Annotated in this window: 21 protein-coding genes; 12 read left to right on the top strand and 9 right to left on the bottom strand. The window is 59.3% G+C overall.

The window, feature by feature from the left end; translation table 11 throughout:
• Nucleotides 1–13: 13 nt before the first annotated feature.
• A complete protein-coding gene (gene cysQ, locus J5M66_RS15600) occupies nucleotides 14–841 on the bottom strand; it encodes a 3'(2'),5'-bisphosphate nucleotidase CysQ (protein WP_024011192.1) in 828 nt (275 codons plus the stop codon).
• A 7-nt stretch (nucleotides 842–848) separates the two neighbouring features.
• On the bottom strand, nucleotides 849–1418 hold the full coding sequence (gene nudE / locus J5M66_RS15595; RefSeq protein WP_207808018.1) for an ADP compounds hydrolase NudE: 570 nt from the start codon (nucleotides 1416–1418) through the stop codon (nucleotides 849–851).
• Nucleotides 1419–1506: 88 nt separating this feature from the next.
• On the opposite strand from nudE, the gene yrfG reads away from it, so the two are divergent.
• Nucleotides 1507–2169: a GMP/IMP nucleotidase gene (gene yrfG, locus J5M66_RS15590; protein WP_071174081.1), complete on the top strand. Its 663-nt coding sequence runs from the start codon at nucleotides 1507–1509 to the stop codon at nucleotides 2167–2169.
• A 94-nt stretch (nucleotides 2170–2263) separates the two neighbouring features.
• On the opposite strand, the gene lysM is transcribed toward yrfG, so the two are convergent.
• Nucleotides 2264–2713 carry a peptidoglycan-binding protein LysM gene (gene lysM / locus J5M66_RS15585; protein ID WP_123444070.1) on the bottom strand — a complete coding sequence of 150 codons (450 nt, stop codon included), beginning with the start codon at nucleotides 2711–2713 and terminating at the stop codon, nucleotides 2264–2266.
• A 138-nt stretch (nucleotides 2714–2851) separates the two neighbouring features.
• Between lysM and J5M66_RS15580 the strand changes: the two genes are divergently transcribed.
• The 4 genes from J5M66_RS15580 (at nucleotide 2852) to J5M66_RS15565 (ending at nucleotide 7834) form a co-directional block, all read left to right on the top strand.
• The gene (locus J5M66_RS15580) at nucleotides 2852–3739 is read left to right on the top strand and encodes a LysR family transcriptional regulator (RefSeq protein WP_016772169.1); all 888 of its coding nucleotides are present in this window, start codon (nucleotides 2852–2854) and stop codon (nucleotides 3737–3739) included.
• A 92-nt stretch (nucleotides 3740–3831) separates the two neighbouring features.
• Nucleotides 3832–4671: a formate dehydrogenase accessory sulfurtransferase FdhD gene (fdhD, locus tag J5M66_RS15575; protein ID WP_071174078.1), complete on the top strand. Its 840-nt coding sequence runs from the start codon at nucleotides 3832–3834 to the stop codon at nucleotides 4669–4671.
• Nucleotides 4668–7016, top strand: coding sequence for an FdhF/YdeP family oxidoreductase (locus J5M66_RS15570; RefSeq protein ID WP_207808019.1), 2349 nt, complete (start codon nucleotides 4668–4670; stop codon nucleotides 7014–7016). The genes fdhD and J5M66_RS15570 overlap by 4 nt, the downstream gene beginning before the upstream one ends.
• Nucleotides 7017–7348: 332 nt before the next feature.
• A complete protein-coding gene (locus J5M66_RS15565; RefSeq protein ID WP_039756448.1) occupies nucleotides 7349–7834 on the top strand; it encodes a glycine zipper domain-containing protein in 486 nt (161 codons plus the stop codon).
• A 55-nt stretch (nucleotides 7835–7889) separates the two neighbouring features.
• Here the strand turns inward: J5M66_RS15565 and J5M66_RS15560 are convergent, their stop codons facing one another.
• From J5M66_RS15560 to J5M66_RS15550, 3 genes are all read right to left on the bottom strand, one after another.
• Entirely contained in the window at nucleotides 7890–8309 is a 420-nt protein-coding gene (locus tag J5M66_RS15560; RefSeq protein ID WP_071174077.1) for a thioesterase family protein, read from the bottom strand.
• Between the two features lie 102 nt (nucleotides 8310–8411).
• Complete coding sequence (locus tag J5M66_RS15555; protein WP_207808021.1) at nucleotides 8412–9638, bottom strand: 3-hydroxyacyl-CoA dehydrogenase; 1227 nt, start codon at nucleotides 9636–9638, stop codon at nucleotides 8412–8414.
• A 124-nt stretch (nucleotides 9639–9762) separates the two neighbouring features.
• Nucleotides 9763–11697 carry an ATP-dependent DNA helicase RecQ gene (locus J5M66_RS15550; RefSeq protein WP_207808023.1) on the bottom strand — a complete coding sequence of 645 codons (1935 nt, stop codon included), beginning with the start codon at nucleotides 11695–11697 and terminating at the stop codon, nucleotides 9763–9765.
• Between the two features lie 273 nt (nucleotides 11698–11970).
• On the opposite strand from J5M66_RS15550, the gene J5M66_RS15545 reads away from it, so the two are divergent.
• From J5M66_RS15545 to nadS, 3 genes are all read left to right on the top strand, one after another.
• The gene (locus J5M66_RS15545) at nucleotides 11971–13113 is read left to right on the top strand and encodes a hypothetical protein (protein ID WP_207808025.1); all 1143 of its coding nucleotides are present in this window, start codon (nucleotides 11971–11973) and stop codon (nucleotides 13111–13113) included.
• A 336-nt stretch (nucleotides 13114–13449) separates the two neighbouring features.
• Complete coding sequence (locus J5M66_RS15540; RefSeq protein ID WP_130910162.1) at nucleotides 13450–13764, top strand: type II toxin-antitoxin system RelE/ParE family toxin; 315 nt, start codon at nucleotides 13450–13452, stop codon at nucleotides 13762–13764.
• A 2-nt stretch (nucleotides 13765–13766) separates the two neighbouring features.
• Nucleotides 13767–14054: a NadS family protein gene (gene nadS / locus J5M66_RS15535; RefSeq protein WP_016772178.1), complete on the top strand. Its 288-nt coding sequence runs from the start codon at nucleotides 13767–13769 to the stop codon at nucleotides 14052–14054.
• Nucleotides 14055–14161: 107 nt separating this feature from the next.
• Here nadS and J5M66_RS15530 read toward each other — a convergent pair whose 3' ends face one another.
• On the bottom strand, nucleotides 14162–15703 hold the full coding sequence (locus tag J5M66_RS15530; protein ID WP_016772179.1) for a phosphoenolpyruvate carboxykinase: 1542 nt from the start codon (nucleotides 15701–15703) through the stop codon (nucleotides 14162–14164).
• 181 nt (nucleotides 15704–15884) lie between these two features.
• On the bottom strand, nucleotides 15885–16787 hold the full coding sequence (gene hslO / locus J5M66_RS15525; protein WP_016772180.1) for an Hsp33 family molecular chaperone HslO: 903 nt from the start codon (nucleotides 16785–16787) through the stop codon (nucleotides 15885–15887).
• 107 nt (nucleotides 16788–16894) lie between these two features.
• Between hslO and J5M66_RS15520 the strand changes: the two genes are divergently transcribed.
• On the top strand, nucleotides 16895–17695 hold the full coding sequence (locus tag J5M66_RS15520; RefSeq protein WP_207808026.1) for a phosphatase PAP2 family protein: 801 nt from the start codon (nucleotides 16895–16897) through the stop codon (nucleotides 17693–17695).
• A 97-nt stretch (nucleotides 17696–17792) separates the two neighbouring features.
• Here the strand turns inward: J5M66_RS15520 and J5M66_RS15515 are convergent, their stop codons facing one another.
• Nucleotides 17793–18200, bottom strand: coding sequence for a S4 domain-containing protein (locus J5M66_RS15515; RefSeq protein WP_039756436.1), 408 nt, complete (start codon nucleotides 18198–18200; stop codon nucleotides 17793–17795).
• Nucleotides 18201–18316: 116 nt separating this feature from the next.
• Between J5M66_RS15515 and J5M66_RS15510 the strand changes: the two genes are divergently transcribed.
• From J5M66_RS15510 to rimK, 3 genes are read left to right on the top strand one after another with little or no spacing between them, the layout of a single operon-like run.
• The gene (locus J5M66_RS15510; protein ID WP_122698818.1) at nucleotides 18317–19096 is read left to right on the top strand and encodes an EAL domain-containing protein; all 780 of its coding nucleotides are present in this window, start codon (nucleotides 18317–18319) and stop codon (nucleotides 19094–19096) included.
• A gap of 34 nt (nucleotides 19097–19130) precedes the next feature.
• On the top strand, nucleotides 19131–19592 hold the full coding sequence (locus J5M66_RS15505; protein ID WP_172667902.1) for an ATP-dependent zinc protease: 462 nt from the start codon (nucleotides 19131–19133) through the stop codon (nucleotides 19590–19592).
• Nucleotides 19589–20494 (top strand): 30S ribosomal protein S6--L-glutamate ligase, encoded by a 906-nt coding sequence (gene rimK / locus J5M66_RS15500; RefSeq protein ID WP_024011184.1) that lies wholly within the window; start codon nucleotides 19589–19591, stop codon nucleotides 20492–20494. Before J5M66_RS15505 ends, rimK begins: the two co-directional genes overlap by 4 nt.
• Nucleotides 20495–20535: the final 41 nt, after the last annotated feature.

The raw sequence follows: 20535 nt of genomic DNA, 5'->3' as shown, positions 1-20535 counted from the left end.
GCGGATCAGGCAGTTAGCCTCGGGCCAACTCCAACAACCGTCCGCGCCACGCAGCCTTCGCCGGCAGCGCCAGAAAGAACTCGTTCAACAGTGATTCTCGCGGCGGATAACTGAACGCCTCGCCGCTCAGATCCAGCACCTCGCCCCCCGCGCCTTCCAGCACGCCCTGCGCTGCCGCCGTGTCCCACTGCGAAGTCGGCGCCAGTCGCGGATAGCAATCAGCAGCACCCTCGGCCAGCAGGCAAAATTTCAAGGAACTGCCGATATTGGCCAGTTGCAGCTCACCAAGACTGGCGCTCAACCCGGCCAGCAAACGCTCTTGCTCGGGACTTGAATGGCGACGGCTGGCCACCACGGTAAACGCCTCGCCCGGCGCAGGCACATCGCGCACCCGAATCGCTACCGGCGTAGCGCCCTCGTCGCCACGCCATGCACCGAGCCCGGCACCGCCGACGTAAAAACGACCGTTGGTCGGCATCGTCACCACGCCAAATACCACCCGGCCATTTTCGATCAGCGCGATGTTGACGGTGAATTCCTCGCTACCGCTGATGAACTCCTTGGTGCCGTCCAGCGGATCCACCAGCCACCAGCGCTGCCAACCGGCGCGCACGCTCTGCGGGATATCGGCGTCCTCTTCCGAGAGCACCGGAATGCTCGGATCCAGCGCGGTCAGCCCGGCAACGATAAGGTGATGCGCAGCCAGATCGGCAGCCGTGACCGGCGAATCATCGGACTTGGCCGTGACTTCAACGCCGGCACGCCAGAACGGCAGAATCGCCTCGCCAGCCTGTAAAGCCAGCGCAACCACAGGTGCCATCAGCGGATGGGGAAAATTCATCGACGTCTCACTCATAGCTGAATACCCCGCGCTGGCTCAGCAGGTCACGGGTCAAATACAGTGCCGCCAAGGCGCGGCCCTCGGAAAAATGCGGATTCTGCGCCAGCGCCGACAGTTCGCGCAGGTTGACCCTGTCGACCCGCATCGGCTCCGGCTCATCACCTTCCAGCCGCTCTTCATACAGGTCGGTGGCCAACACCACTTGGATTTTCTGGCTCATGTAACCGGGCGACAGCGACAGCTCGGTCAGATGCTCCAGTTGACGCGCGCCATAACCGGCCTCTTCCTTGAGTTCCCGCTCGGCCGCCGCCAGCACGTCCTCGCCCGGCTCGATCAGGCCTTTGGGCAGAGACAGTTCGTATTCGTCGGTGCCGCCGCAGTATTCCTCGATTAACACTGCGTGTTCGGCGTCAAGCATCGCGACGATCATCACCGCGCCATAACCCGCGCCCTTGCCGACCAAACGCTCGTAAGTACGCTCCACGCCATTGGAAAATCGCAGCTTGAGTTCTTCGACGCGAAACAGGCGACTGGTGGCGACGATCTCGCGGGCGAGTACGGTGGGTTTCTGGCGCATGCAAAGCTCCTTGGCGTGAACGCGCTACTATAACGCGGCTTTCCCGATTGTTTGCGTCGGATATCTTTTCACCGTTCGAGACGTTGCCATGCCTTCTTTACCGTGGTCCGACATCGATACCGTCCTGCTCGACATGGACGGCACGCTGCTGGATCTGCACTTCGACAACCATTTCTGGCTCGAACACCTGCCCCAGCGCTACGCCGAGCTGCACGGCATCAGCCGGGCCATGGCCGAGCTGGAATTGCAGCCATTGTTCGAGCGCCACGCCGGCCAGTTACAGTGGTACTGCCTGGATTTCTGGAGCGCGGAACTGAAATTGTCGGTGCGTGAACTGAAACAGGAAACCGCCCACTTGATCGCCCTGCGCGCCGATGCCGATACCTTCCTCGATGCAATCAAACGCGCCGGCAAACGGGTGATCATGATCACCAATGCGCACCGCGATTCGCTGTCGTTGAAACTGGAACGGATCGAACTCGCACCATACTTCGAGCGGCTGATCAGCTCGCACGACTATGGTTATCCCAAGGAGAACCCGCAATTCTGGGATGCCTTGCAGGCGGACATCGGTTTTGATCCGGCGCGCAGCCTGTTTATCGATGACACCTTGCCGATCCTGCGCAGTGCACGGGATTTTGGCGTGGCGCACTTGCTGGCGGTGAAAGAACCGGACAGCCGCAAAGGACCGAAGGACACAGCGGAGTTTGCCGCCGTCGAGGATTACCGGGATTTGATTGCAGGGCTTTGACGTCGCGTTGCTGCCATCGCGAGCAGGCTCGCTCCCACACCGAAATGCGTTTCAAATGTGGGAGCGAGCCTGCTCGCGAAAGCGCTTTCGAATGTTATTCAGGAATACGCAATACTTGTCCCGGGTAGATCTTGTCTGGATGTTTGAGCTGAGGTTCGTTGGCCTCGAAAATCTTGTTGTACTGGTTGGCGTCGCCATACACGCGCTTGGAAATCGCACTCAGCGTATCGCCCTTCTCGACCGTGACAAATTTCGCAGCGGCGGCAACGCCACCCGTCACGGTGATCTGATCGTCCACGCCACTCACGCCGGCGACGTTACCCAGGGCCAAGAGAATCTTTTCTTTCTCTTCCTGACTCGCCGCTTCACCCGTGGCGATGACTTTCTCGCCCTCAACCTTGACCTGGATCTTCGACGTATCAATACCGGTCAGCGCTTCCTGCACGTGCTTGGTCAGCGCTGCGCTGTTGGCCTCGGCCTTGTCCGGCGTCAGTGCATCGAGAATCTTTTCACCGGCTTCTTTCAAAAAACTGAACAGGCTCATCGCATTCACTCCATGTAATAAAGGGTCAGTCGTCCAAGCCTAGACCACCCCAGCCAAACCCGGTTCCAGTCCGACCAATGACGCTGCCGCGCCGCAGGCGGTAGAATCGCCACACCCCGCCAACCGCCCGGAGCGAAGATGGACATCAAGCAGCTGAAATTCCTCATCGCCCTCGACGAAACCCGCCATTTCGGCCAGGCCGCCGCGCGCTGCCACATCACCCAGCCGACCCTGTCGATGCGCTTGCGCAGCCTCGAGGAAGAACTCGACCTGCCATTGGTCAATCGCGGCCAGCGCTTCGAAGGCTTCACCGCACCGGGCGAACGCGTGCTGGCGTGGGCGCGTACGGTGCTGGCAGCTTACGACGGCTTGCAGGCTGAAGCGGCGGCCTGTCGCGGAAATCTGATCGGTACGCTGCGCCTGGGCGTGGTGCCGCTGTCGAGCTTCGATCCCTTGCCGCTGATGCAACGACTGCACGCGGCGCACCCGGACTTGCGCTTCGAACTGTCGTCGCTGAGCTCCGAGCAGGTGCTCGAACACCTGGCGAACAACCGCATCGACATTGGCGTGTCGTATCTGGAGCGCCTGGACAGCGAGCGCTTCGATTCGCTGGCCTTCAACGAGACGCGCATGGGCCTGCTCTATGACGAGCGCTCGTTCAACTTCGGCGAAGAACCCCTGAGCTGGGAATCGCTGATCGAACTGCCGCTGTGCATGCTCACCAGCGGCATGCACTTTCGCCAGTCCATCGACCACAACTTCCACAGCCGTGGCCTGACCCCGCAACCGCTGTTGCAAACCGACGCCGTGCATCAACTGCTGCAAGCAGTACACGGCGGTTTTTGCTGCGCGATCATGCCGCTCGATGGCGGCGCGGAAACCCTTGCTGATCACCTGCGTCTGCAACCGATCGAAAATGCCCACACCCTCGCGCCGCTGGGCCTGATCATGCGCCGTGGCGCGCCGCGTTCAGCGCTGGCGGAAGCCTGTTTCGCGCTTTATCAGAAATCGCCAAAAGACGCTTGATCGACGGCATCTATCGGTAGATCGGTAATAGCGATTAGACGCGACAACTTGCCGCGCCTAGTCTTGACCTAGATCAAACCGTCGGTGATGCCATGAACGCCAAGCGCCCAGCCTGCGCGGCGCCAGCAATTGAAACGCCCGCGCCTGCCGCCAGCCAGACCTACAGCTACAGCGATCTACCCTTTGAGGCATCGGCCAGCACCGCGCTGGCCGAGGAAGTCGCGTTGGCGATCGCCTACAACGGCATCAGCCAGGCGGTGATGCTGGTGACCCCGACCGATCTTGAAGATTTCATCGTCGGTTTCAGCCTCGGCAGCGGCATCATCGAAGACGCCAGCGATATCTACGATCTGCAACTGACGGGCGCAGGCTCGGCGCAATACGCGCAAGTGACCATTGCCAACCGCGCGTTCTGGAACCTCAAACAGCAGCGTCGGCAGTTGGCCGGCACCAGCGGCTGCGGACTGTGCGGCGTCGAAGCCGTCGAACAGGCGCTGCCTGAGCTCAAAGTGTTGCCGGGCGCAGCCTTGCCACCGATCGAATGGCTCGACGGTTTGCGCCAGCGCATCGGCGCGTTCCAGCCGCTCGGCCAGCACTGCGGCGCGGTGCATGCTGCGGTGTTCATGAATGCCAGCGGCGAATTGCTGCTCGGACGGGAAGACATCGGCCGCCATAACGCCCTCGACAAGCTGATCGGCGGGTTGATCCGCCAGAAGATTTCTACCGAAGGCGGCCTGGCGATTGTCACCAGCCGTTGCAGCCTCGAATTGATCCAGAAAGTCTTGCGTGCCGGGATCCAGACCCTGGTCAGCCTGTCGGCACCCACCGGCCTGGCCGTGCAATGGGCCCGGCGCCATAACCTCAATCTCATCCACCTGCCGCAGAAAAGTGCGCCGCGGGTGTACAGCCCCGCGATGGAGAATCAAGCGTGAGCCAACATCATCAAGCCGACCAGAAACCTGTCCCGCGCTACAAGCCTTACAAAGGTGCCGCTGGCGGCTGGGGCGCCCTGATAAGTGTGGCCCAGGCGTGGCTGACCAGCGACAACGCCCTGAAAAACCTGCGCATGATGCTCAAGACCAACCAGAATGGCGGCTTCGACTGCCCGGGTTGCGCCTGGGGTGATTCGCCGGAAAGCGGCATGGTCAAGTTCTGCGAGAACGGCGCCAAAGCGGTGAACTGGGAAGCGACCAAGCGTCGCGTCGATGCGAAGTTTTTCGCCAAGCACAGCGTCACTTCCCTGCTGGAGCAGAGCGATTACTGGCTGGAATATCAGGGCCGCCTGACCGAGCCGATGGCCTACGACGCCGAGTCCGATCGCTACAAGCCGATCTCTTGGGAAGATGCCTTCGCCCTGATCGGCAAGCACCTGCGCAATCTGCCAAGCCCGGATCAGGCCGAGTTCTACACCTCGGGCCGCGCCAGCAACGAAGCAGCGTATCTGTATCAGCTGTTCGTGCGGGCTTACGGCACCAACAATTTTCCTGACTGCTCGAACATGTGCCACGAGGCCAGCGGCGTGGCGTTGGCGCAGAGTGTCGGGGTCGGCAAAGGCACGGTAACCTTCGACGACTTCGAACACGCCGACGCGATTTTCGTCTGGGGCCAGAACCCCGGCACCAACCATCCGCGCATGCTCGAACCGTTGCGTGAAGCGGTGAAACGCGGCGCCCAGGTGGTGTGCATCAATCCGCTGAAAGAGCGCGGTCTGGAGCGTTTCCAGCATCCCCAGCACCCGATCGAAATGCTCACCAACGGCGACAAGCCGACCAACACCGCGTACTTCCGTCCGGCCCTCGGCGGTGACATGGCGGTGCTGCGCGGCATGGCCAAGTTCCTCCTGCAATGGGAACGCGATGCGCAGAAGGCTGGCGAGCCGGCGGTGTTCGACCATGATTTCCTCAATGCCCACAGCGCCAACGTGCTGGAGTACCTCGCCACTGTCGACGACACCTCGTGGGAGCAGATCGTCGAGCAATCGGGGCTGACCCTGGTCGAGATCGAGCAAGCCGCGCGCATGTACGCCAAAGGCAAGAACGTGATCATGTGCTGGGCCATGGGCATCACCCAGCACCGTCATTCGGTGCCGACCATTCAGGAAATCGCCAACCTGATACTGCTGCGCGGCAATATCGGCAAACCTGGCGCCGGTCTGTGCCCGGTGCGTGGTCACAGCAACGTGCAGGGCGACCGCACCATGGGCATCAACGAGCGTCCACCGGTGGCGTTCCTCGACTCGCTGGAGCGTCGCTTCCAGTTCAAGGTGCCGCGCCACAATGGCCACAACGTGGTCGAGGCGATTCATGCGATGGCCGAAGGTCGCGCCAAGGTGTTCATCGGCTTGGGCGGCAACTTTGCCCAGGCCACGCCGGACAGCTCGCGCACCTTCGAAGCGCTGCGCAATTGTGACCTGACCGTGCAGATCAGCACCAAGCTCAACCGCAGCCACCTCGCTCACGGCAAAGACGCGTTGATCCTGCCGTGCCTGGGCCGCACCGACATCGACATCCAGACCGAAGGCCCGCAAGCGGTGACCGTGGAAGACTCGTTCAGCATGGTCCACGCGTCCAACGGCCAGTTGCAGCCGCTGTCGAACCAGATGCGCTCGGAGCCGTCGATCATCGCCGGCATCGCTGCCGCCACTCTCGGCAGCCAACCGGTGGACTGGAACTGGCTGGTAGCCGATTACGGGCGCATTCGCGAACTGATCGCCGACACCATCCCGAGTTTCAAAGACTTCAACGACAAGATCAAAAACCCGGGCGGCTTCTATCTGGGCAACTCGGCTGGCGCCCGCAAGTGGAACACGCCGTCAGGCCGCGCCAACTTCCGCGCCAATCAGTTGCCGAAAGATCTGGTCCACGAACGCACCCGCGCCACCGGCCAGGTGCCGGATCTGATCCTGCAATCGATGCGCTCCCACGATCAGTACAACACGACGATCTATGGTCTCGACGACCGCTACCGTGGCGTGAAGGGCCAGCGTGACGTGCTGTTCGCCAACGAGGCCGACATCATTCGTCTGGGCTTCCGTCCGGGACAGAAGGCCGACATCGTGTCGATCTGGGACGATGGTCGCGAGCGCCGGGTGAAAGGTTTTACATTGTTGGCGTTCGATATTCCTGCGGGGCAGGCGGCGGCGTACTATCCGGAGGTCAATCCGCTGGTGCCGCTGGAAAGTACGGGGGATGGCAGCCACACGCCGACGTCGAAGTTCATTGCGATCCGGCTGGAAGCGGCGAGTGAGACTGGGTTGATCATGGCTAAATCCGCTTAACCGCGGAGCCAGATCCGGCCCCTTCGCGAGCAGGCTCGCTCCCACAGTTGGAATGCATTTCAAATGTGGGAGCGAGCCTGCTCGCGAAAGCCATCGATCTTTCAACAGATCTGCCGTGGCAAAGATTTTCGACCGCTCACAAAAAAGGCCGTTTCTGCATGAAAACGGCCTGTCCGAAGTAGCTAAAGACCGGCGAAAATCGGTTAAGTTCCGGTGAAAAAACAGTAACTTGCAATATTGTATACAAGTCGTGTTATTCGTCGGATTTTGATTGTCACGCCCATTGCAGAGCTTCAGGATCGGCGCCGTCATCCCTTTGAGGCTCATCCTCTATGAAGTTCTCCTCGATTCTCTTGTTGTCCCTTGGCCTGGTCAGTGGCTTCGCTTCTGCCGGAGGCACCACCGAAGCAGGTGTGGGCGGCGCATTGGGCGGGGTTCTTGGCTCGGTCGTCGGTCAATCGTTAGGCGGCAATACAGGTTCCACCATCGGCGCAGCCCTGGGCGGCGCGGGTGGTAGTGCGGTCGGCGCAGACAAGCGCAGCCGTGGCGAAGCAGCCATTGGTGGTGCACTGGGTGCAGCCGGCGGTAACGTGGTTGGCCGCAGTCTCGGCGGCACCACCGGCAGCCTGATCGGCTCCGCCGCTGGTGGCGGTGCAGGCGGCGCGCTGGGTAACTACATGGGCAACAAGAGCGACGATGATGATCGTCGCTACGACCGTCGCCATGATGACCGTCGCTACTACCGCGACCGTGGTCATCCAGGTCGCGGCCATGCCTACGGCCACCGCAAGCATCACAAGTACTATCGCCACCACTAAGGCGAAGGCCTGAACAAAAAATCGCAGCTTTTTAGCTGCGATTTTTTTTGCGCGCCTAGACCACCAGCCGCTCCAGCGCCCCACGCAAACCTGCCGGAATCGGCACCGGCTGATTGCTCGCCCGATCGACGAACACATGCACGAACCGCCCCGCCGCACACGCCTCGCTTTCGCCAACCTTGAACACAGCCAGTTCGTATTGCACCGAACTGTTGCCCAGCTTGCCGACCCGCAGTCCGATCTCGATCAGATCGGGAAAAGCGATCGAGGCAAAGTAATCGCAGGCGGAACTGACCACGAATCCCACCACTTCGCCGTCATGAATATCCAGGCCACCGACCTGAATCAGATAAGTGTTCACCGCCGTGTCGAAGAAGCTGTAGTAGGTAACGTTGTTGACGTGACCGTAGGCATCGTTGTCGTGCCAGCGTGTGGTGATGGGCTGGAAGTGGGGGTAGTCGCAGCGTTGATTCATTCAGGGTTCTCGCATTTTCTTACTTGAATTTGATCATGATGACGAACACTTTACCTGTGGGAGCGAGCCTGCTCGCGAAGGCGTCAGCACAGCCGACCGGTGTCAACGATCAGCAAACCCCTTCCCCTGCGCCGCCAGCTCGCCAATCAGCCGCGCCGGCTTCCACTGATCGCCCTGGCGTGTCTCCAGCGCCAGCAAGCGCTGATGGATATCCGCTAGCCCCTGCTGATCCGCCCACGCCATCGGCCCACCCTTTTCTGCTGGAAAACCATAGCCGTTCAAGTACACCAGATCGATGTCGTGGGCCGAGCCGGCAATGCCTTCCTGCAGAATTTTCGCGCCTTCGTTGACCAGCGCCAGCAAACAGCGCTCAAGAATTTCTTCGGCGCCGATATCGCGACGCTGGAAACCCAGTTCTTCGCTGACTCGCAGCACCAGCGCGTCCACTTCCGGATCATGCTCGGCCTGGCGACTCCCCGGCTCATAGTGGTAGTAACCGTTACCGGACTTTTGCCCGAACCGGCCCATTTCACATAGACGATTATCGATCTGAACTTCCGGCGCATCCTGCCCTTTACCAGCGAGCTCCCGAGCACGCCATTCCAGATCGATGCCAACCACGTCGTACATGCGAAACGGCCCCATGGCGAAGCCGAAGCCTTGCAGCGCGGTATCCACCTGCTGTGGATAAGCACCTTCGAGAAGCATCTTGCGCGCTTCCAGTACATACGGATGCAGCATGCGGTTGCCGATAAAACCGTGACAGTTGCCCGACACCACGCTGACCTTGCCCATGCGCTTGCCGAGCGCCAGCGCTGCTTCCAGGGCCGCTGGTGAGGTTTGCGCACCTCGCACTATTTCCAGCAGTTTCATGATGTGCGCGGGGCTGAAGAAGTGCAGACCCAGCACCTGTGCCGGGCGCCGGGTCGCAGCCGCGATGGCGTCGATGTCCAGCGCCGAGGTGTTGCTCGCCAGCAGGGCCTCAGGCTTGAGCAGACCATCGAGTTCGCGAAAAATCTTCTGCTTCAGTTCGAGGTTCTCGTACACCGCTTCGATCACCAGATCGACGTTGCGGATCGCCGCGTAATCCGCCGCTGCAGATACGCGAGCCATTCGCGCATCCGCCTCGGCCTGATCAATGCGGCCCTGGCGCACGTTGTGTGCATAAGTTTGCGCGACCGTCGTCAGCGCCTGCTCAAGCATCTGTGGATTGTTATCCACCCATTGCACGTTCACGCCAGCATTGGCCAGGCACATAACGATGCCACGGCCCATGGTGCCCGCGCCGATCACGGCAGCCTGCTGAATCTCGAAGCTTGTCTGGCTCATGTTGTTCTCTTGTGGGTGGCCCAAAGACAGATTCCAACCTTAGTCAGGCCACGACGCTTTTTGAAGTTTATTAGCGTGATGGTCGACATTCAGCGGATGGATGCAGCGCCCACAGACTCTCTGCTCAATCGAGCAAGTGACTGTCCGCCCACTCGCGGACCTTTGCGTAGGGATACTCTTCCAACGCAGCAAAACCCGGTATCGCCCGCGCCTTGAGTTTGGTGAACAACGGCACGCTGATTCCGCACAGGAACCGCGTCAGGCGTTCGGCCGTCGGTAGGCTGCCTGTGTGCTGCTCATGCCTGTGGATAAATTCACCACACAGCTGCGCGAAGTTTTTATCCACAAGCGGCGGCAATGGCGGCGGCTCGGGCAACCGCGCGATCTGGCCGTGACATACCGAACAATGGCCGCAATGTTCAGGGGCATTTTGGTCACCGAAATACTCGGCCAGGCGATAGCCGAGGCAGCGTTCGGTGGCGAACACCTCAAGCATGGCGTGAATTCGCGCCACTTCAGTCCGTTCATGGCGAGTGAAATACTCGTGCAGCTCAGCGCTCAGGGCGTCGCTGGCAAAATCACTTTGCAGCAGGCTGTAAACCTCGGTCATTTGCTTGCTTTCAAGCTCGACCCAGCCTTTTTCCTGGAAGTAATCAAGCGCTGTCACTACGCGATTGCGCTCGGCGGAATACTGCGAATACATCGCCTCGAAATCTACTGTGGCCCAGGTGCGTGCTCGCGTGGACGTTCTGATGATCGCCGCAACGAAATCCCTGCGCTCGCCTTCGAAGCGCTGGAGCAATGCTTCAGGCTCAAGCAGATATTTGAAGCGGTATTCAGCGTAATAAGCGTAGCGCGGCGCGATCAGGCCTCGCAGTTCCAGCTGCACCAGCAAAGTCTTCAACGGCAACGAGCGAATGTTGCTCTGATCCGCCAATGGCCCAAGCAGAAACTCCCATTGCCCTTCCGGGACCGAGGCTTCGAGTTCATTGAGCACATAGCGAATCCCGTCGCGCTCGGGCGTATCACCGTAGACGAAGTTTTCCAGCACATTGAGGCTGTCGCGATTCGCTAGTACCAGGCAGTCGGAGGGCTGCCCGTCACGCCCGGCGCGGCCGATTTCCTGGCTGTAGTTTTCGATGGATTTGGGCAGATCGAAATGCACGACGTTACGGATGTCGCTCTTGTCGATGCCCATGCCGAAGGCAATGGTGGCAACAATGCAATTGGACTGCCCGGCCATGAAGCGGCGTTGAATGTCTTCACGCTGATCGTGGGGCAAACCTGCGTGGTATGCCTCGGCCTGAATTCCATTGTGTTGAAGATGCTCGGCGATGTGCTCGGCGGTCTTCTGCAACGTCACGTAGACAATGCTCGGTTGCCCGGGACGCTCGCTCATCCATTCGACCAGACGCCGGCGCTTGTCCTGACCGCGTACAGGCTCGACCAGCAGGTTGAGGTTAGGCCGGTAAAATCCGGTGGTCACCACATCTGCCGGGGCGATGGCGAATTTGGCCTGCATGTCGGCGATGACTTTTGGTGTCGCCGTGGCGGTGAGCAGCAAGGCCTGCGGGATGTTGAACTGACGTTGGTAGTCCGGCAATTTCAGGTAGTCCGGCCGAAAGTTGTGGCCCCATTCGGAAATGCAGTGCGCCTCGTCGACCACCAGCAACGAGATCGGCACCTGCTGCAGAAAGTTGCGGAAGCGCTCATTTTTCAGGCGTTCGACGGAGATCATCAGAATCTTCAATTCCCCCGACCGCGCACGAGCCATGACGTCGTTGGCATCCTCGCGGCTCTGCGCCGAATCGATACTGCCTGCGGAGATACCGTGGCGCTTGAGAAACGCCAGTTGATCCTGCATCAACGCCAGCAACGGCGAAACCACCAATGTCAGGTGTGGCAGTAAAAGCGCCGGCAGCTGATAGCAAAGCGATTTGCCGGAGCCGGTGGGAAAGATCGCCGCCGCGGAGCGCCCCGCCAGCACCGCGCTGACAGCGGCCTCCTGACCGGGGCGAAACTGTGGATAACCAAAAACCTGTTCCAGGGTGTGGTGCATTTACTGTCACTCCTTTGACTGCTGCCATGCCCAAAGCCTAGCGGGCGATTGCAGCGAGTCGAGAAAAGGTCGGGGTTGATTCGATACTGAATGATACATGGGAAGCGAAAACCAAGCGTTTAACAATTGAAGCGCCTCGACATACTTTCGAAAAGCTCAGCTACATATATATAACAAACTTCACATTACGAACGCAGACACAACAACGCCCTTTATTTTTAACACCACCTAAAACTAACTTGACTGCTCCTATACATAAGCAAGAGCAACGAAATGACAACTTTAACAATATTTTTCTGCGGCACCGGCTCCAACAAGTTTGATGACAAACATAAAAGCTTCTGGGACGGCGAAATCGTTTCTACGCTCGCTGCACACCACAGCGGACGCGAATTTGCCGAGTGGATCGTCGTCGATGGCCCTGGCAGCGGCAATCTGCAAGCCGACGACCTGTTCACCAAAACCTCTGAATACGGCTTGTCCGGCACGCTGTTCGGTAAAGGCTGGGATGAAAACGTGCAGCATGCGTTGAATATCATCAAAGGCAAATGCGATTGGCAGCGTAAACAACTTACCGAGGCAGAATATAATCGTCTGAAAGCCGCAGGCATTCCTATTGAAGATGTAAAAGAGGAAGGCTCCTGGTTCTGGCGCCAGTATAACTATGGCGACCGAAGTATCACGCAACAGAAGTTGCAGGAACAGATCATCAAGACTTTCCGTAAGGACGGCATTATTCCGACGCGTGTCAATCTGCTCGGCTGGAGCCGGGGTGGTATCAGTTGCCATATGCTTGCCAATGCAATGTCCAGGGACGCTGCGCTCAAACATATTCCGGTGAATATCTTTGCGATTGATCCAGTCCCGGGAATTGGCAACTTCCAGGAAAACCGCGTCAAACTCGAATCCAACGTCAAGGAATACATCGCCTTCTATGCCCGCGACGAGCGCTCAAAAGGCTTCAGCTGCGTGATCCCGCAAACCGCTACCGGCACCAGGACTTCGATCTATCCAATGGCCGGTCGCCACGCCACCCTTGCTGGCAACGCCACGGCGCTCGGCGGCGAGCCCACCAACAGCGGCGACCTCAACGCGCTGATCGAGCCCGGCCGCATCGTTCGCCATCTGGCGGAAACCTGCCTCAAGCGCTGGGGCGTGCCACTGAGCAAAACGCTCAACCTGACAGATACCGAGCTGCGCCGCCTCACCGGCGCCATCGTCAGCGACGAAGCCCGCTACAAGAAGATGCACAGCCAGTCCTACACCTATTTCACCGAACTGGACAAAGGCGAGCGCTATGTCTCGCTGGGCAGCAAAGGCGTGCCGTTTTCAGCAGTCAAAGGCACGATCTACCGCCCTGCAACCGGACTGACCACAAGCCTGCTGGATATTTCCGGTTACCAGCATCTGCGTTGAAAGGCGTTGAAGCATCGGTAGCAACGTCTGGCGCTTTGTTCGTCCCGTTCCTACTTTACGCGATGCCTTGTCGGCTATCGCGAGGTGGTGGTGCGAACCTATAGTCCTGGGTGTCGCTGCTTTGGTCAGTGACACCCACATCACCCACGCTCTGTACCTGCTGACAGGTCGGCTGCGAGCTGCTGCAAGTCGCGCAGACACAGATGCTCAACTGGAAAGCCCCTGCCTAAGGCGAGCAGCCTGATCGCCGCCGATCATCTGTCGGCGACCAGGCACCAGTCATCGTCATCAACACTTCAGCATTGCCTGAAAGTAAGTCACTGGCGTACATTGACCATGATTTTTATTGAGACTTCAGTCTTCACCCGCCGAGTAAGAGAGTTACTGGACGACGATGCCTACGCCACCTTTCAAAAGCAGTTGGTCGCAAACCCCTCCATTGGCGATGTAATAGAAGGAACCGGCGGGGTGCGTAAAGCACGAGTCGCCTCCAAAGGCCATGGCAAACGGGGTGGCGCACGGGTTATCTACTACCACTTCGTTTCAGCATCACAGATCGCGTTGTTGATGATTTATCCAAAAAACGAGCAGCAGGATCTTACCCATGACGAACGGAAAGCACTGAAGGCCATGATTGGAAACTGGAGGTAACCATGAGCAAGTTTTTTGATGAGCTGATGGAAAGCGTGCAGGAAATGGATGAGATTCTTCGGGGTGAAAAAAAGCCGTCCCGCGAATTCTATGTGGATGCATTACAGGTTAAACAGATTCGCAAAGCGACGGGAATGACGCAGGCAAAGTTCGCAGCCTTGATCGATGTCCAATTGGGAACGTTACGCAATTGGGAGCAAGGTCGTCGTCAGCCGACTGGGCCGGCCAAAGCACTACTCAAGGCCATTCATAACGATCCTGTCCATGTGCTGAGTGCACTGGCTGATTGACACATAGCCAGGGCAAGCCACGTCTTTGAGTCCAACCAAGCTGCATTTCAGATCGGAAATAAAAAACCGCCCCAAAGGGCGGTTTTTTATTCACCGCAAACTACTGCTTACAACTTCGGCCCAGCCGCCTTGATCGCGTCGCTCACTTCGAACTTCTTGAAGTTCTCGATGAACAGACCGGCCAATGCTTTCGCTGCCTCGTCGTACGCAGCCTTGTCAGCCCAGGTGTTGCGTGGATTGAGCAGGTTGGTGTCGACGCCCGGGACCGCCAGAGGCACGTCGAGGTTGATGGTGTCGAGGTGTTCGGTGGCTGCACCGATCAGCGCGCCGCTCTGGATCGCTGCGATCACCGCGCGGGTGGTCGGGATGTTGAAGCGTTGGCCGACGCCGTAGCCGCCGCCGGTCCAGCCGGTGTTGACCAGGTAGACCTTGGAGCCGAAGCCGCGGATGCGCTTGATCAGCAGTTCGGCGTATTCGCCAGCCGGACGCGGGAAGAACGGTGCGCCGAAGCAGGTGGAGAAGGTCGACTTGATGCCGCTGCCCGAACCCATTTCAGTCGAGCCCACCAGTGCGGTGTAGCCGGACAGGAAGTGGTAGGCCGCTTGCTCTTCGTTGAGGATCGACACTGGCGGCAGCACGCCGGTCAGGTCGCAGGTCAGGAAGATCACCGCGTTTGGCTCGCCACCCAGGTTCTTCTCGGAACGCTTGGCAACGTGCTCCAGCGGGTAGGCGGCGCGGCTGTTCTGGGTCAGGCTGACATCGGCGTAGTCGGCGTGCTTGGCGTCGTCGATAACGACGTTCTCCAGCACCGCACCGTGCTTGATGGCTTTCCAGATGACCGGCTCGTTCTTCTCGGAGAGGTCGATGCACTTGGCATAGCAACCGCCTTCGATATTGAACACCACGCCTTCGCCCCAGCCGTGTTCGTCGTCACCGATCAGGTAACGGCTTTCGTCGGCCGACAGGGTGGTTTTACCGGTGCCCGACAGACCGAAGAACAGGGTCACGTCGCCGTCTTCGCCGATGTTGGCAGCGCAGTGCATTGGCAGCACGTCAGCGGCCGGCAGCAGGAAGTTCTGCACAGAGAACATGGCTTTCTTCATCTCGCCGGCGTAACGCATGCCGGCGATCAGCACTTTCTTCTGCGCGAAGTTGATGATCACGCAACCATCGGAGTTGGTGCCGTCACGCTCAGGCACGCACTCGAAGTTGGCGACGTTGAGCACTTGCCATTCTTCACGGCCAGCCGGGTTGTACTGGGCCGGGTTGATGAACAGGCAACGACCGAACAGGTTCTGCCAGGCAGTCTGCGTGGTCATTTTCACGGCCAGGTAGTGATCTTCCGCCGCGCCTACATGCACGTGGGAAACGAAGTGCTCTTGCGCGTTGTTGAAGGCCTCGACGCGAGCCCACAGGGCATCGAACTTGTCGGCCGGGAACTTGCGGTTGATCGGGCCCCAGGCAATAGCGGCCTGGGTGGAAGGCTCTTCAACGATGAAACGGTCGACTGGCGAGCGGCCGGTGCGGTGACCGGTGCGAACAACCAGAGCGCCGGTATCGGCAAGCTCGCCTTCACCGCGATTCAAGGCTTCTTTTACCAGATCATCAACACTCAGATCGGTGTACACGGCGTTATTGGCTTGCGTCATGAGGTTCCCCGTCGGCCAGTGGCCGAGTGTGCTCCAAACGTTTTGTAGTAGAAAGTCGTGCACTACTACCGCGAAAAAAGTGGGCCGGATTATGCCAGAAAAGCCCAAAAAGAGTAGGGTCCTCCCGTCGTAACGGCGATATTCCGTCATTCCGCAGTGAATTTACCTGCGCTGAACCGTTTTAGTGACGGGTATCTGACGGCGTATCGACGCCTGCGCCAGCGAACAATTGAGCAATATCGGCCGCGTCGAACAGGTATTGCTGATTGCAGAACTGGCAATCGATCTCGACTTTGCCGCCCTGCTCGGCGGCCAGCGCCAGCGCATCTTCCAGCCCAAGACTGACCAGCGCATTGCCGGAGCGTTCCCGCGAGCAACTGCAACTGAAGCGCAGATGCTGCACATCGAACAGGCGCACTTGTTCTTCGTGGTACAGGCGATGCAGGACGGTTTCGTTGTCCAGGCTCAGCAGCTCATCGGCGCTCAGAGTGCTGGCCAACGCGGTGAGATGCTGCCAGCTGGCGGCGCGGTCCTCTTCGTCTTTCAAGCGATCGGCGGGGAGTTGTTGCAGCAACATGCCGCGGGCACGACGACCGTCGGCGAACAGCTTGAAGCGCGTGCCAACCTGCTGCGACATGACGAAGTAGTTGGTGAAGCAATCCGACAGGGTTTCGCCGTCGAGATCGACAATGCCCTGATAGCGCTGGCCAACAGTCGGGTCGACGGTGAGGGCCAGAACGCCGTCCGGCATCAGATCGCTGAGGGTGGCGTCTGCGGCGATCTGCTCGGCGTTGTAACGCGCCAGACCACGGATCTCACGCTCGCTGGAGCACTCGATCATCAGCAGCGGAATCGGCCCTTCCGAGCGTGCCTGCAAAATCAGCAAGCCATCGAACTTGAGCGTGCCGACCAGCAACGAAGCGGCCGCCATCAGTTCGCCGAGCAACTGCGCGACAGGTTCCGGGTACGGGTGTTTGGCGAGGACTTCGGCGTAGCTGCGCTCCAGCGCTACCAGTTCGCCGCGAGTGTCGCTGTCATCGAAGATGAAGCGTTGAGTGAAATCGGTATCCGCTAGGTCGGTCATAGGTCTGGGTATCTGAATGTGATGACAAAATGATTACAAAACGTGAAAATTTGCGCTTGCTGGCACTTTTTTTGGTGCCGGCGCTTTTTCGCCATGGGAGGCATTTTATGAACAATCCGGGTTTGTTCCAATCAAGGTGGAACCTCGGCCGGCTGGTTCTGTGTAACGTAGTGCCGTTGGCGCTGCTGGCTTTCTGGTTATGGCCTACCGGCCAGATGCTGTGTGTGATTTTCGACGAGTGGCTGTTCCGCTCGCTGAATGCGCCGCTGGCCAGCAACCCGATATGGCTCCACATCTGGGCAATTGCAAGTCTGCGCCCGTTCGACATCGTCGTCGGACTGATTCTGCTGACGCTGCTGATCAAGGGCGACTGGGTCTTCAGGGCGATCGACGTGCGTCGCGCGTTCTTCGGTTTTTTCTCGATCCTGCTGCTGATGGTGGTGATCCGCGCGCTGTTTTCCAAATTCGCCGATCACATGGGCTGGCAGCACAGCAGCCCGTCAATGGTGCTTGAGGGCGCCGTGCACATCAGCGATTACTTTCCGCATCTGGAAAAAACCTGGGAGCTGAAGGACCGTTCCGGCCAGAGTTTTCCCGGTGATCATGCCTCAGTGCTGTTGATCTGGGCATTGTTCATGGGCGTGTTCAGCCGCACCGTCGGACAATTTCTAACAGTATGGGGTCTGGCAGTATTGTTCATGCTGCCGCGTCTGGTGGCCGGCGCGCATTGGGGTCAGGACGACTACATCGGCGGCGTGCTGCTGGCGGTGTGGGCGTTGGGCTGGGGTTACTACACACCGTTTGCCTATCACGCGGCGAACTTCTGGTTGAAGATGACCGCGCCGGTTTTCGCGTTGCTGGGCAAGCTGCCGATGGTGTCGCGGATGAGTGTGGTGCGTAGCGCCTGATACCGCGTCGTACTCGATTCGCGAGCAGGCTCGCTGCCACAGACGACTCGATCGAATGTGGCAGCGAGCCTGCTCGCGAAGAGGCCGGCACAACGTTTCAATCTTCGTTGCTGCTACCGCGAAACTTGAATAGATCCCGCCGCTGTTTCTTGCTCGGTTTGCCATCGGTGCTCACGCCCAACGATCCCGCCTTGCGCATCGCCGCAGCTGCTTCACGCTTGGCAATACTCGCTTCGGTCTCGGCATACAAGGTCTGCGCCTCGGGTGCGCCACGACGCACGATCGACAATGCCTCGACCCTCACCGTGCGCACTTCGAAGCCGGTACGAATCTCGAACTCATCACCGATGCGCGGCTCCTTGCCCGGTTTGCAGCGCTCGCCACGGCAATGCACCTTGCCACTTTCAATGGCGGCTTTGGCCAATGCACGGGTCTTGTAGAAACGCGCTGCCCATAGCCATTTATCGAGACGGACCTTGTCGTCCTCCTCCTGCTTCTGTCCCATATGAATTCCTCGCTCAGCCAGTAGTCGGAACTGTACTACCGTTTCTGTCGGGCGCAAGAACTCAGCCCTCCAGATAGACTGTGATCTTCGCCGCCTGACCGGCCTGGAGTGACCGCGTGACTAAATTTCCAACTTCGTTGACCTCACCCAAGGGCGGTTGCCAGGGCTGCCAGCAGAGCGAACCGCTGGATTTCGATTTTGCCTTCGCCTACCAGCCGATCGTCGATCTGCGCGATGAATCGGTGTTTGCCCACGAAGCGTTGGTAAGAGGCGTGGCCGGGGAAGGTGCACTGTCGGTGTTAAATCAGGTTACAGAAGACAACCGCTACCGTTTCGACCAGCTCTGCCGGACCCGCGCCATCGAAGGCGCGGCGAGCCTTAATATGCAGACACACTTGTCGATCAACTTTTTGCCCAACGCCGTCTACCGTCCAGAGCTATGCATTCGCAGCACACTGGAGGCCGCACGCAAACACAACTTTCCGATCGACCGACTGATTTTCGAAACCCTGGAAATCGAGCACGTAGATAATTATCGCCATTTGACCAATATTCTGCGTGAATACCGCGAATTCGGCTTCAAGACCGCCATCGACGATTTCGGCGCCGGTTATTCGGGGCTCAATCTGCTGGCTGATTTCCAACCGGACCTGATCAAACTCGACATGGCGCTAATCCGCGATGTTGACCAGGACCGTGTCCGTCAGGTGATCGTGCGGGGGATTGTCACAATGTGTGCGGAGTTGGACGTTACAGTCATTGCCGAAGGCATAGAAAGCGCCGGGGAACGGGATTTCCTCGCGGACTGTGGAATATTCCTGATGCAGGGCTACTGGTTCGCCAGACCTGCATTCAAAGCGTTGGCCCAGGTGCCGGACGAGGCCTGGAAGCGTTAACCCTTGGTTTTTTTCTTTGAAGACATTTGATCATTTGACCGTTGTCGGTCTGCGCGAGTGGGTGGCGCTCCCGGGCCTGGGAGTCGCCGGCCTGCGCGCAAAAATCGACACTGGCGCCAGCACCTCCAGCCTGCACGCCACCGATATCGAACCGTTCGAACGCGACGGCGAGAAATGGGTGCGCTTCACTGCGCATCTCGGCACGGTGGTGCAGTTGCGTCACCGGCGCTGCGAAGCGCCGCTGGTCACGCGCAAAACCATCAAGAGCTCCAACGGCCATGCGCAAGTGCGCTATGTGATCAGCACCACGCTGGCCCTGGGCGATCGGGTCTGGCCGGTGGAGTTCACCCTGGCCTGCCGCAAGTCCATGCGTTATCGCCTGTTGCTCGGTTCCAAAGCCCTGATCGATGGCCAGTTGGTGGTCAATCCGGGCATCAAGTATGTACAAGACAAGCCGGTGTTCCCGGTATCTACCTCCTCCACAGGTGTTGCATGAAGATCGCTGTGCTGTCGCGTAATCCGCGTCTGTATTCCACCCGCCGTCTGGTCGAAGCCGGAATCGAGCGCGGGCATGAAATGGTGGTGATCGACACCTTGCGCGCCTACATGAACATTGCCAGCCACAAGCCGCAGATCCATTACCGCGGCAAACCGCTGGAAGGTTTCGACGCGGTGATCCCGCGGATCGGCGCGTCGGTGACGTTCTACGGCTGCGCGGTATTGCGTCAGTTCGAAATGATGGGCGTGTTCCCGCTCAACGAGTCGGTGGCCATTGCCCGCTCAAGGGACAAATTGCGTTCGCTGCAGCTGCTGTCGCGGCGCGGCATCGGTTTGCCGGTCACCGGCTTTGCCCACTCGCCGGACGACATCCCCGATCTGATCGCCATGGTCAACGGCGCACCGCTGGTGATCAAGGTGCTCGAAGGCACTCAGGGCATCGGCGTGGTGCTGTGCGAAACCGCGACGGCGGCAGAGTCGGTGATCGAAGCGTTCATGGGCCTGAAGCAGAACATCATGGTTCAGGAATACATCAAGGAAGCCGGCGGCGCGGATATCCGCTGCTTCGTGGTCGGCGACAAGGTGATCGCCGCAATGAAGCGCCAGGCCAAACCGGGCGAATTTCGTTCCAACCTGCATCGCGGCGGCAGCGCCAGCCTGATCAAGATCACCCCGGAAGAACGCATGACCGCATTGCGCGCGGCCAAGGTCATGGGCCTGGCAGTGGCGGGTGTGGATATCCTGCGTTCCAATCACGGGCCGCTGGTGATGGAAGTGAATTCGTCACCGGGACTGGAAGGCATCGAAACCACCACTGGCAAGAATGTCGCCGGAATCATCATCGAGCATCTGGAAAAGAATGGCGGGCCGAATATGACCCGCACCAAGGGCAAGGGCTAGAGAAGCAGCTGCTAGCGGCAAGCCTCAAGCGGCAAGTGAAA

Source organism: Pseudomonas sp. 67(2021) (assembly GCF_017491835.1).
Taxonomy (GTDB): Bacteria; Pseudomonadota; Gammaproteobacteria; order Pseudomonadales; family Pseudomonadaceae; genus Aquipseudomonas; species Aquipseudomonas atacamensis.
Note: the sequence above shows the minus strand (reverse complement) of the source record. Positions and strands in the feature narration are given on the sequence as shown.